The sequence below is a fragment of the Limosilactobacillus gastricus DSM 16045 genome (assembly GCF_001434365.1).
Taxonomy (GTDB): Bacteria; Bacillota; Bacilli; order Lactobacillales; family Lactobacillaceae; genus Limosilactobacillus; species Limosilactobacillus gastricus.
The window spans coordinates 1-12,492 of the sequence record NZ_AZFN01000020.1; the positions used below are offsets into that span (position 1 = coordinate 1).

A 12,492-nucleotide genomic window follows, 5' to 3' on the forward strand; every position below is an offset into this window, starting at 1 on the left:
GCACTTAAGGATTCACTCGTCGAGGCACTGAGGGATTCACTTGTGGATGCACTTAAGGATTCACTGGTTGAGGCACTTAAGGACTCACTGGTCGAAGCACTTAGTGATTCACTGGTTGAGGCGCTTAAGGACTCACTCGTTGATGCGCTGAGCGATTCACTCGTGGATGTACTTAAGGACGTACTTGTTGATTTACTTGTACTTGCGCTTTCGCTAGTACTAATACTTGCACTAGTCGAAGCACTCTCACTGAAGCTCGTCGAAGCACTGGTACTTGCACTATCACTAGCAATAGTCTCAGATAAACTCTTAAGAGCTTCACTTAATGATGTTGAAGCAGATTGGCTAGCCTCTGATATTGATTTCTGAAGACTTGAAAGAGAGATACTTGCCGATTCAGAAGCTTCACTCAAACTAGTACTTTGATTACTTACCGATGTTGATGCTGATTCGCTGGCTTCAGAAATCGATTTCTGTTGATCACTGGTTAAGCTACCACCACCGGTTGATAAGGAGGCTGAAATTACAAGCGAATTAGACTTGCTCTTTGAAGCACTTTCGGAAGCACTCTTTACTTGACTGATTAAACTTGCAGCACTAGTGGAAGCACTCGAATTCAATTCAGAATCCGACTTGCTGGCGTTTGATTCACTGACGTTCAAACTAGTCGAATTCTCTTCGCTAATCGACTTAACCCGTGATTCATTTGTCGAAGTAGCACTAGCTTGGCTGGCTAAATCACTAGCACTCTTAATCTGGCTCTCAACCTCACTGCGGTAGTTCGATGTGCTGTAAGAAGTAGTGTGAAGGAACGAGGTCGAGATCGATTCACTGTTCTCCTTAGAGGTACTTAAACTTTCGGAATCTGACTTGCTTGCTGAAGTGCTCTCGCTCTCTGCTTTACTCTTTGAAGTACTCTTAGAGGCGCTAGTACTCTCACTTTCTGATACAACTTGAGTAGTATTAATCCCATTAATTGTATATCCTGAAATGGCAGTTAGTGAATTACTATCTGGTTGCGCATAAGTTACCGTTCTATTATTCGGTCTAACTAATGTGGAACCAGCTTCATAGGTATAGTGTCCATTCCCCTCTGGTGAAGTAGCTACCGTCCCAATAATTGAGATCTGAATATTAGAAAGACCTGCTAAATCACCACTATAACTGGTAGTAAATTTGATGGTCGCTGCATCACTTAGTGTGGTAGCTACATTTGTGTAATATTGTCTACCATATACAGGTTCTGTACTACCAGAGAAAGTTGTCCCTTGTGAAGTTACATAACCTTTAACTTGATCAAATGTTAGATTACTTGCGCTAATATCATTAATAGTTACGTTTGTGGGATTGCTCAATCCGGTATTGGTATTAACTGCAATATAAAAACTATCATACACCGTCGGGTTGACAGATTTTGAAAGCCATCCGTTCGTATAATCCGTCGTAGCAAGATTTGGATTATATACTGCCGTCCATTCAATGGTATGAGTTGTTGGATTATATACTGCCGTAAGCGAAGTAATTAATTGGACTTGATAACTGCTAGTGCGAACTGTTGAGGTAGCTTTAAGATTGTCTGTTGATTTAGCAAATTGTAAATCATCTTGCGTAAAGGTATAGGTAGTCGTCCCATCAGAACTCGTATTGGTGGTGACTAACTTCATACTCCGCAAAATGCGATTAATTTGCGTTTGCGTTAATGAGGAACTGGTATTGGCAATGGTTGCTGTAGCCACCGCCGTTCCAGCGGTCGTATTTACATCAGTAACCGTCGCTTCAAGCTCACTGTTGCTGGCAGCAATAGTAGAACCAGTTGAAGCTTCTTCAGTAGATGCATCTGATGCCGTGCTAGTGGCTGCTTCAGTCGTACTATTCGTGCTAGTAGTTGAAGTATCACCAGTTGACTTTTCATCACTCGTGGAAGAAGTGCTAGTCTTAGCCTTTGAATCCGAAGTGGAAACCGACGTCGAAACACTCTCACTCTTACTTTCACTAATCGAAGTACTTTCACTGGCCGACTTAGACGCACTCACCGATTCATCTGACGATGACGTACTTGTAGCAGAAGTGGAAGTGGTAGATCCAGAAGCCAAATTAACCGTATCAGCATTAGCCAAGGTACTTTCACTAGTAGTAGAAGTTACCGCACTAGTTGCAGTCGTATCGGCAAAAGCCGTTTGTTGCATCGCATAGGCACCACCAGTTATTGCCCCCACGGCTGCAATCCCTTTGATTAACTCCTTACTCTTAGCCGATAAACCACTTTGAATCTCCGTCGTATCAGCTTTTACCTCTTGTGAAGCATCTTTACCCAGCACCCGTAATAAGGCGATCCGTGATAGCAAGGCACTAACCCATTGCTTCCCGGATTTATACATTTTGACCCGTGAATCCCGACTTGTTTCTTCATATTTACCGAAGTACCGATCACGCTTCTTATTCATACGCATCCTCCATCTCGTCTTTAATCCCTATCTCTATTTCTTTATTAGATGTATATTAAGATATAGATAGAATGTATGATGAAGATATTACTAAGCTTCCGTGATGAATTCAAGCCGATTTGGGTTAGTTTATCGGTCGATATATCTAAAATAATTAAAATAATTTATAAAAAATTTAGATTCAATCTAAGCTTCACGTAAAAACGTTCGGAAAACGTCCTGTGTTATTTTTAAAAAGCCCAATTTAACAGTATTTCCAATGGTCAACTAATCATAGGTTATATACATTGATATACATGAAGAAAATTTGTCCATTTTTTTGTTTATATCCAATATATAAATATATTTATATATTTTACGATGATGTTTCTCTATATAAAAGAGCGCCATCTAGAACTTGGCTAGATAACGCTCTTTATATTATTCAGCTGTCACCGGAGTTTCAGCTTTTGATTTATCTTCCTGTTTTTTCGAATGGCCTTTTTTGTGGTGTTTACTCTTCCCACTATCACCATTAATAATTGTAACCATTGGAATAATAACAGGATGCCGTCCCGTCCGGTCATACAAAAGTTTTTGTAGCCGACTGACAATTGTCCGGTTTAAGATCCGCCGATCAATATTTTTATGATTCTTAAAGGTATTTAGAATTGCCCAGAAGACTTCGTGATTAGCTGCTCGAATCAAGTCTTGTGACTCATGCATGTAAACAAAACCACGCGATACAATATCTGGGCCCGCCACAATTTGGAAGTCCTTGAGATCAACTACCGCAATAGCGGTCACGACCCCCTCTTCCGATAACATCCGTCGTTCCCGAATTTCTGGATCCCCAACGGAATCGTTAACGTCGCGACCATCAATATAAACATTGCCCATCGATTCAATATGATCAGCAATCCGCGCTGAGTCTTTTGTTAAAGCTAATACATCCCCATTTTCTAAAATAAAGGTGTTTTGCTTTGGTACCCCCGTTAATTGGGCTAACTCAGTATGGATCTTTTGCATCCGGTATTCACCGTGGACGGGAGCGAAGTATTTCGGCTTCATCAAGCGTAACATAATCTCTTCGTCCACTTGGCCACCGTGTCCCGACGTATGGATATTGTTCACATATCCGTGAACCACATTAGCCCCGGCTTCTTCCAAGCGGTTAATCAAATTGTTCACACTCGTGGTGTTCCCCGGAATTGGACTACTGGAGAAGACCACGGTATCACCCGGTTGAATCGCAATTTGTCGATGCGTGCCATTGGCAATCCGACTTAAGGCCGCCATTGGTTCCCCTTGCGACCCCGTACACATAATCATCACCTGTTCCGGTGGATATGAGTTTAGCTCTGAAGGATCGATTAAGGCATCATCAGGGATTTTCAGATAACCTAATTCCCGACCGGCCACGATGGCATTTTCCATACTCCGACCAACGACAGCGATCTTCCGTCCTTGTCGAATAGCTTCATCACTAGCTTCCCGAAGTCGATAAACGTTAGAAGCAAAGGAGGCAAAAATGATCCGCCCCTTAATCCGTTGAAAGACTTTCCGCACGTGAATGTCAACCCACCGTTCAGACTTAGTAAATTCTGGTCGTTCGGCGTTGGTACTATCAGACGTCAGCAGCAATACCCCTTCTTCACCTAACTTAGCCATTTGTTGCATATTCGGGGCTGGTAAATTCCCGACTGGTGTTAAGTCAAACTTAAAGTCCCCCGTTTGAACAATCGTTCCTTGAGGAGTATGAACAGCAATCCCCAAGGTATCAGGAATTGAGTGCGTCGTTCGAAAGAAACTAACCCACAGCTTTTTAAAGTGAACTTCGGAAAATTCATCAACTTCATGAAATTCTGTTTCACGGAGTAAATGCTTTTCTTCCAGCTTCCCTTTAATTAACGAAATGGCAAAAGGACCCGAGTATATCGGTGCCTTCACCTTTTGCAAGAAGAAGGGCAAGCCCCCAATATGATCTTCATGACCGTGAGTAATAAAAATCCCTTTGATCTTGTCCTTATTTTCCACTAGGTAGTCATAATTTTGAATAACATAGTCGACCCCTAGTAAGTCGTCTTCAGGGAACAAGACCCCACAGTCAATAATGACGATTTCGTCTTGGAACTGAACCGCATACATATTCTTTCCAATTTCGCCTAATCCACCAACTGCAAAGAAGGCAACTTCATTATTATTAATTTTTAGTTTACGCATAATAACCTTTCTTTCCTTTAAGTATTCAGTTTTCATCAATTACATGATCACAAAATGGAATGTAATCATTATTTATTCGTACAGACTAAACTATGTCTAATCTTATCATAAAGGCTCTGAAATGAGTAGTTTTATGAACACAATTTTCTGATTTAATTCGATCCAAATGCTTTACTATCAATGAACAAAAGGACTAGAATAGAAAGGTTAAATTTCAATCAACTTTTTAGAAAGAAGGCGTTTAAATGCAGACAGATATTAACGGTCACTCCTACAATCGGACCCTTCTCGTCATCGTTTTGACCATCGGGACCTTTTGTAACTTTCTAACGGGGACCTTTTTAGCAACTGCTTACCCTGCGATCATGCGTACTTTTGATATTTCGACTTCAACAGTACAATGGTTAACCACTAGTTTTATGCTGGTTAACGGGATTATGATCCCCGTTTCGGCTTGGTTAATCAATAAGTTAAACTCGCGCGTGATGTACATAGTGGCAGAATCATGTTTCCTCTTGGGAACCATCACCGCATTTGTCTCACCAAATTTCCAAACCTTATTATTAGGACGAATTATTCAGTCAATTGGGGTCGGGGTTTCCATGCCCTTGCAACAAACCATCATGCTTTCAATTTTCCCGCCTAACAAACGGGGAGCTGCCATGGGAATCGTCGGGATGGCAACGGGACTAGCCCCAGCCATCGGGCCAACCTTATCAGGGCTGGTGGTTGATAACTTAAGTTGGCGGGATCTATTTGGTTTTATGATCATTCCTGTCATTATCGTCATTGCCCTCGCCTTCTTTTTGATGCGACCAGTCCTTAAAACTCACCAACAACCATTGGATGTTTGGTCGGTGATCACCTCAACGGTCGGCTTTGGCGCTCTTCTCTACGGAGTTTCGGATGCCTCAAGCCGGGGTTGGACTGATCCTTTAGTGCTTAGTTTTATTATCATCGGGCTGATTTTTATTGTCCTCTTTGTCAGAAGACAGTTCAAGCTTGAGGATCCTTTCCTGAAGATCTCGGTCTTTAAATATCCCGAATTTGCGTTAGCTTCTGTCATCTCTAGTGTCGCTAACCTCGCCATGATCGGGGTGGAAATGTTATTACCTTTATATATCCAAAATGTTCGCGGGGAAACCGCCTTCCATTCTGGTTTAATGCTGCTACCGGGGGCTCTAATGATGGGAATCATGTCCCCAGTGACAGGACGGTTATTTGATCGTTTTGGGGCACGGTATTTGGCCTTAACCGGCTTAACCCTTTTGTTAGTCGGGACGATTCCTTTCCTAACCTTAACCAATAAGACGCCGGTTATCTCCATTATTATTTTTTATGCCATTCGGATGTTCGGAGTCACGATGGTCTTTATGCCTGTCACGACCTCGGGGATGAACGTCTTGCCACTAACCGACATGTCGCATGGGACCGCGGTCAATAACACCTTCCGGCAAGCTCTGAGTTCGATTGGGACCGCGATCATGACAACAGTTTTAACGAACGTTACCAACCTTACTAAGCCAGCCCATAGCGTTTTAGTGAATACGCCATTACTTTATCGGCACCAATACATTAACGCAACCATTAATGGGTTCCATGCTGCTTTTGCCACGGCGACCCTGTTTGCTTTGGTTGCTGCCGTCATGGCCTGTTTCTTGAAATCAGGTAACCGGACTCGCGATCTCAACCTTGATCAAATTAAACCGGAGGTGCACGATTAATGATTATTATTTTTACCATTATTTGGGCACTAGGCTTTTATTGGTTCACCGCAGTTAAACAAACCATGCGCCACCATATTGCTTATGGGATCATCTGTTTAATCTTTTTAATCGCTAATGTGACCGCCTTCGTCTTACATGATAACTATCATTTGGGGATGACTACCCAGTCCAGTGTCCGCACCCAACAGTTATCCTCTCTAAGTCCACGTGCTAAGTTGCTCGCCTACCGCTCTTTAGGGAATGGGAAAGAAAAGGTCTACGTATATAAGACGACAACCAAAGATAAAACTCAACACACTAAGGCCGATACTAACGCCACCACAAAGGTTTCGATTACTTCGACCAAGCCGCAAGTCAAAGTCACGACGATCAAATATCGTTATGCAAACAAACTTAGTCAATGGATGTTTGGCATTCTGAGTACTGATAACGAGACCAAATCCACTAATTATCACTTCTATGTCAACACTGACTGGTTAGTGCTTAGCACCAATCAATTACAACAAATGACACAACAATAAGTCATCATCTTAGGTCCTAGTTCGAAAGAGCTGGGACTTTTTTTACGGCTAATATACATTGACAAGTTTAAATTGCTTTTTATAATTCAAATTGTAAACGTTTACAAAACGAAAGGAGGCAACTTATGTCACTTGAAAAAGCTAAAGAATCGATCACTATCACCAATACTCGTTACCGTCAGCATTATCATCTACAAACTCCTGGTGGCTGGCTTAACGACCCCAATGGTCTTTGTTACTTCCAAGGTTATTATCATGTCTTCTATCAATATCATCCCTATTCTGCCGAATGGGGACCGATGCATTGGGGACATGCCCGGAGTCAGGATTTACTACATTGGGAAGAATTACCAATTGCCCTAACCCCCGGTGATCCAGAAGATACTGGTGGCTGCTTTTCCGGTTCGGCCATCGTTAAAGATAATCGTCTCTATCTAATTTACACTGGTCACCATTATTATGATGATGGTGATCAAGATCACTTCTGGGAAAATCAAAATGTCGCTTATAGCGATGACGGGATTCACTTCACTAAATACGCAGGAAATCCGGTCATTGAGGTCCCTGATGATAATGGTCAAGATTTTCGTGATCCTAAAGTATGGGCTCATGATGGTCAATATTATTTAATTGTCGGTAGTCAAGCCCAATCAAGTCGAACTGGCCGCGTGCTTTTATATCAATCCGCAGACCTATTTAACTGGCAATTACTAGGGCCAATTACCAACGCAAATTCGACCGATTCAGAAGGCTTTATGTGGGAATGTCCTGATCTCTTCCACCTGAATGGCCAAGATATCCTTGTCTTTTCCCCGATGGGGATTGCTCCTCAGGGGCATAATTTCTTAAATCTCAATCAGGTTGCTTCTGTAATGGGTAACTTAAATTATTCAACCCAAACTCTTAACCGTGGGTCCCTTTTTGAAATTGATCATGGTCATAATTTTTATGCGCCCCAATCCTTTTTAGCTCCCGATGGTCGCCAAATGATGTATGGATGGATGAGTTCTTTTGACGATCCATATCCAGAACAAGCCGATGGTTGGTGTGGCTGTCTGACCGTTCCCCGTGAATACGTGATTAAAAACCATCACTTAGGAATGATCCCCGTCGCCGAACTAGCGCAATTGCGTCAACAGACCATCGTCTCTGAAACGCTCCAACTAAATCATCCGGTAACCATTGCATACAACGATGCCCAACATGCTGAATTAGACCTAACTTTAGAGCATCCTCAGAATTACCAATGGAGCTTCCGGAATCAAGATCAGGTCATCATGTCTTTAACTTTTGATCCTGCACAAAATGAATTCACTTTAGATCGACCTCATCACGGTGGAAAACGTTATGTCACCATCACTCCGCAACCAACTCATCATCTTCAGATCATCATTGATACTAGTTCCGTAGAAATCTTTATTAATGATGGTGAAGCTTGTTTTACTGAACGCTATTATGTTGAAGAAGCGCCTAGTGTTATTTTATCCGCCCAAGAACCAACCAAGGCTCAACTGGCTGCTTATCAACTCGGCATTCCCGACTAGAGGTATCCGATTATGAAACATTCACAAAGTGTCTTTAAGAATCCTTTTTATATCCAGGCATCGCTTAGCCTACTTTTCTTCTTCACGGCTTGGGGAATCTGGTGGTCGTTCTTCCAGATTTGGTTAACGACTAGATTGGGCTTCTCTGGGGCTCAAGTGGGGACAATTTATACTTTTGATTCGGCCATTACTCTGGTTTTAATGTTTATCTATGGCTCCATCCAAGATAAATTAGGCCTGAAGCGCAAATTATTAATTGTCATCACTATTTTAGAAATGCTGTTAGGACCTTTCTTCACCTGGATCTATGCCCCTATGCTGAAAAGCAACTTCTTATTAGGAGCAATCGCAGGATCCTTTTATCTGTCTTTAGCCTTTCTAGCTGCTTCACCAACTTTTGAAGCATTAGCCGAACGGATGAGTCGGCGCTATGGATTCGAATATGGTCAGGCTCGATCATGGGGATCCTTTGGTTACGCCGTCGCTGCCCTGTGTGCGGGTTACCTGTTCACCATTAGTCCCTATATTGTTTTCTGGTTATCTAGCGTCGTGAGTTGCTTGACTTTGCTCTTGTTAACCTTAGGACGAACGAAAAATCCAACTATCATTAACCAATATGAAGATAAGGCCGAAGAAGTTAAAGAAGCCGACAAACCATCTTTTAAAGAGATCCTTCACGTCTTTAAATTGGCTGATCTTTGGAAATTGGTAATTTTGATTATCTTAAGTGGATCCTTTTATACCGTATTCGATCAACAAATGTTTCCCGAATTTTTCACCCAATTCTTCAAGACCCAAGCTGTTGGCGACACTGCTTATGGAATTTTAAATTCTATTGAAGTTTTCTTAGAGGCTATTATGATGGCTTGGGTCCCCTGGTTGATGAAAAAGATCGGTGTCCGGCGCACCGTTTTAATCGGCATCACCGTCATGTTTATCCGAATCGGTGCGTGTGGACTAGTCACGAATCCGCTTGGTATCTCCTGCGTTAAGCTTCTGCACGCACCAGAAACCGCAATTTTTGCCTTAGCCATCTTTCGTTACATTACCTTGCACTTTGACACGCGCCTTTCGGCCACCATGTACATGGTTGTCAGCCAAATTGCTGGTCAGGTAGGGCAAATCATTTTTTCAACCCCTTTGGGTTCGCTCCACGATGAAATTGGCTACCGATCAACCTTCCTGGTAATTTCCGGAATTGTCTTTTTAGCCTTAATCTTCGCCTTCTTTATCTTAAAGGGTGATCATCAAGACGTTAACGGTCAACCTATGGATGCTTAATAAATTAACTTAGATTAAAAAGAGGGTGAGAAGAAATGCTAACATTTCTTCTCACCCTTATTGCTTTTGTTCACACTCATAATTACGGTCAAAAAGCGCGCCCACGAGTCTTACTACGAACTCACGTCGGTCCGTTTCATACCAACATTCGTTCTAGGTTAGCCCTATAGGACGCCTGATTGCTTTTTTCCCAGCTTCTTGCTTAATTCGTCCAGATCTGATTAAAGCGCTCATCCATTGGCAATTCAAATGTCCGTTGCTCTTCGCTAAAGGGATCGACAAAGGCTAAACTAAAGGCCTGAAGCAATTGATGATCGACGATTGAACAATCACCACCATATAAAGCATCCCCAACAATTGGATACCCAATCGAGCTCAAATGAACCCTGATCTGGTGGGTCCGACCACTATGTAGTTGCAATCTAACTAATGAATAGTCACCTTTAGTCTCTTCAACCCAATATTCTGTTTCAGCCTTTTGCCCATCGGGGTCAACCACTCGTTGGGCTTGTCCAACAACCCGCGCGATCGGACTGGTGATCAATTGATGGGTCTCCGGCAATCTTCCCTGCACCACCGCCAAATATTCTTTTAGCATTTGATGAGTCTGGACTTGCGGTGAGATCATACTAGTTGCTACATTATGTTTGGCGATCAACATTAACCCACTCGTATATCGATCCAAGCGGGTCACTAGATGGGGCCGTTGATCAGGCGACTGCCCCTGTCTTAAATAACCAGTCACTCGATTTAAGATGGTGTCAGTTGGTTGTGTAGGTCCGGGCACTGATGAGACACCCGCCGGTTTATTAACAACTAACCAGTTATCGTCCTCATACACTACTGATAAGTCAGCTGTGCTAACTTGCACCGTCGGATCAATCGGTTCTGGTTGGACCTTAATGGTTAGGGGTTGATTAGGTAAAATTTTGGTTGTTGGGCGCACTGGTCGATGATCAACTAAAAATTCCCCTTGACCATTCTTAATATCATTAAATAAGCGATGGCCCATTCCCAAGGAATGCAAATACTGCTTGATTTTAATTGGTTCCGTGCCTCGATAAACCCAGGTATTTTCCATTATGTTCGACTCCTTACTAATAGAGGCTGGTGAAATAACTTCACCAGCCTCTTTGGCTAATTTAAGGTTATCTAAAATCTAACTCAAAGACAACCACTACTTTTGCTGAAATTCAGCTTGTAAGTAATCATACAGCATCGCATGTTGCATCTCTTGAGTATCAACCCCAAGTTGTTCAGCAATCGCAAAAGCATATGCCATTGCTGTAGCTGGCCCCCGACTAGTGATTAAATGCCGTTGATCGTCGACGACCGTTATATCTTCGTGGAAACGAGCACTCGGTTCCTCTGACAAGATCACTTGATCAAACCCAGGGAAACAAGTAAAATCAGCGTCTTTAAATAGCCCATAGCGTGCAAAAGCAATTGGCGCCGCACACATAGCTGCATTCCACTTACCATCATTTTGCCGTTGCACCATGATAGATTTTAATGCTTTATGATCACGGAGCCTTTCAGCACCCCCGCGACCACCAGGAAAGGCGACTACATCCGCTGTCAACAAGTCATCAGAAACAACCGCATCACAAGTTAAGGCAATTTGATGGGCCCCCATGACTTGTCGATCAGTTAAACCGACCATTTTCGTCGGAATTTCTAATCGCCGTAGAACATCTACGACCGTTAACCCTTCGACTTCTTCACAACCATCCGCAAAAATTACGGCTACTTCTTTTGCCATCAGATCCTCCTATCCGATAAAGTCTGCAATTTCTTTAATCACATGTTGACCTTCTGGGGTTGGGTAAATCGGGTAATCATGAAACATCTGTTGCCCAATCTGCAAATCTACTGAAACATGTTGTTGACGTAAATTTTCTGCAAATCGCAAGCAATCCGGATACATAATCTCCTTATCACCAACAAAAATTTGAACTGGAACCTCCGGCGTCCAATCAGCTTCGACTGGACTTAAGCGGGGATCATTTTGCTCCCACTCGCCTTGCCAGCGTTGACCGACGCGTTGTAGACCGGCAACCGATAAGTAAACATCCGATTTTTCATAATCAGAAATTGCTGAGTTGGCTAAACTCAAATCTAACCAAGGTGAAATCAAGACCAATTGATTCGGTAACAACAAATTTTGATCAATTAAGGTACTCACGAACCCAGCCGCAAGACCACCGCCAGCTGAATCGCCCAGCATCGTGGTAGGAACATGCCGATCAAGATCTAATAAATGCTCGTAAAATTTTCTGACCCAAGGATAGGCCACTGGCCCCCCGCCTTGAGCAATGGTGGGGACAATTGGCGCATAAATTTGGGCCTTAGTCGCCTGGGCGAGTTGATCTAAAAAGTTCCAATGCTCCTTAGTCGGCCACTCGGCATATTCACCACCACAAAAGTATACTAGCCGTTTCGCGGGTCGTAATTGTTGATTTAAAACAATATAGTACAGCCCCTCAAAAGCCTTGATTTCATGATTAACATGAAAATGAGTTCCCTTCGGAAAGGCAAATGGTTTCTTGACCTTAGCAGCTTGCTGATTTAGATACACGGCTAATTTCGATGGATCTTCAAACTGACGCTTAATTCCCGATAATTGAATTCCTAATTCTACCATGTTGGCCTTGGGTGAACGGTGTCGTGGCTTGGTTAACACTTGTTTTTTTAGTTTCATCGACCAACATCCTTCTTTCATGCAAGTATTTATTCTTATTTAATTCTAACACAATCTTGCTTGCATAAAATT

9 protein-coding genes are annotated in these 12,492 nt (G+C 42.6%); 4 read left to right on the forward strand and 5 right to left on the reverse strand.

The features are described from left to right. Nucleotides 1-2,444: accessory Sec-dependent serine-rich glycoprotein adhesin (locus FC60_RS07120; RefSeq protein ID WP_056937729.1), on the reverse strand; the 2,444-nt coding region annotated here is incomplete at its 3' end. A 420-nt stretch (nt 2,445-2,864) separates the two neighbouring features. Then, on the reverse strand, nt 2,865-4,646 hold the full coding sequence (gene rnjA, locus FC60_RS07125) for a ribonuclease J1 (RefSeq protein ID WP_056937730.1): 1,782 nt from the start codon (nt 4,644-4,646) through the stop codon (nt 2,865-2,867). A 245-nt stretch (nt 4,647-4,891) separates the two neighbouring features. Between rnjA and FC60_RS07130 the strand changes: the two genes are divergently transcribed. From FC60_RS07130 to FC60_RS07145, 4 genes are all read left to right on the forward strand, one after another. Then, nucleotides 4,892-6,370 carry a DHA2 family efflux MFS transporter permease subunit gene (locus tag FC60_RS07130; RefSeq protein WP_056937731.1) on the forward strand — a complete coding sequence of 493 codons (1,479 nt, stop codon included), beginning with the start codon at nt 4,892-4,894 and terminating at the stop codon, nt 6,368-6,370. Further along, nucleotides 6,370-6,894, forward strand: a complete 525-nt coding sequence (locus FC60_RS07135; RefSeq protein WP_056937732.1) for a DUF4811 domain-containing protein — start codon at nt 6,370-6,372, stop codon at nt 6,892-6,894. Before FC60_RS07130 ends, FC60_RS07135 begins: the two co-directional genes overlap by 1 nt. A gap of 125 nt (nt 6,895-7,019) precedes the next feature. After that, complete coding sequence (locus FC60_RS07140; RefSeq protein ID WP_056937733.1) at nt 7,020-8,438, forward strand: glycoside hydrolase family 32 protein; 1,419 nt, start codon at nt 7,020-7,022, stop codon at nt 8,436-8,438. A gap of 12 nt (nt 8,439-8,450) precedes the next feature. Next, nucleotides 8,451-9,719, forward strand: a complete 1,269-nt coding sequence (locus FC60_RS07145; protein WP_056937734.1) for an oligosaccharide MFS transporter — start codon at nt 8,451-8,453, stop codon at nt 9,717-9,719. A 202-nt stretch (nt 9,720-9,921) separates the two neighbouring features. On the opposite strand, the gene FC60_RS07150 is transcribed toward FC60_RS07145, so the two are convergent. The 3 genes from FC60_RS07150 to FC60_RS07160 all read right to left on the reverse strand — a co-directional run bounded on the left by FC60_RS07150 (nt 9,922) and on the right by FC60_RS07160 (nt 12,420). Beyond that, a complete protein-coding gene (locus FC60_RS07150; RefSeq protein WP_056937735.1) occupies nt 9,922-10,800 on the reverse strand; it encodes an RluA family pseudouridine synthase in 879 nt (292 codons plus the stop codon). Between the two features lie 96 nt (nt 10,801-10,896). Further along, complete coding sequence (locus FC60_RS07155; protein WP_056937736.1) at nt 10,897-11,481, reverse strand: DJ-1 family glyoxalase III; 585 nt, start codon at nt 11,479-11,481, stop codon at nt 10,897-10,899. Between the two features lie 9 nt (nt 11,482-11,490). Then, complete coding sequence (locus FC60_RS07160; protein ID WP_056937737.1) at nt 11,491-12,420, reverse strand: alpha/beta hydrolase; 930 nt, start codon at nt 12,418-12,420, stop codon at nt 11,491-11,493. Nucleotides 12,421-12,492 lie beyond the last annotated feature (72 nt).

What these genes read in the sequence shown, in the direction of transcription:
- rnjA (WP_056937730.1), bottom strand. Translation starts at nt 4,646, where the DNA reads ATGCGTAAACTAAAAATTAATAATAATGAAGTTGCCTTCTTTGCAGTT.
- FC60_RS07130 (WP_056937731.1), top strand. Translation starts at nt 4,892, where the DNA reads ATGCAGACAGATATTAACGGTCACTCCTACAATCGGACCCTTCTCGTC.
- FC60_RS07135 (WP_056937732.1), top strand. Translation starts at nt 6,370, where the DNA reads ATGATTATTATTTTTACCATTATTTGGGCACTAGGCTTTTATTGGTTC.
- FC60_RS07140 (WP_056937733.1), top strand. Translation starts at nt 7,020, where the DNA reads ATGTCACTTGAAAAAGCTAAAGAATCGATCACTATCACCAATACTCGT.
- FC60_RS07145 (WP_056937734.1), top strand. Translation starts at nt 8,451, where the DNA reads ATGAAACATTCACAAAGTGTCTTTAAGAATCCTTTTTATATCCAGGCA.
- FC60_RS07150 (WP_056937735.1), bottom strand. Translation starts at nt 10,800, where the DNA reads ATGGAAAATACCTGGGTTTATCGAGGCACGGAACCAATTAAAATCAAG.
- FC60_RS07155 (WP_056937736.1), bottom strand. Translation starts at nt 11,481, where the DNA reads ATGGCAAAAGAAGTAGCCGTAATTTTTGCGGATGGTTGTGAAGAAGTC.
- FC60_RS07160 (WP_056937737.1), bottom strand. Translation starts at nt 12,420, where the DNA reads ATGAAACTAAAAAAACAAGTGTTAACCAAGCCACGACACCGTTCACCC.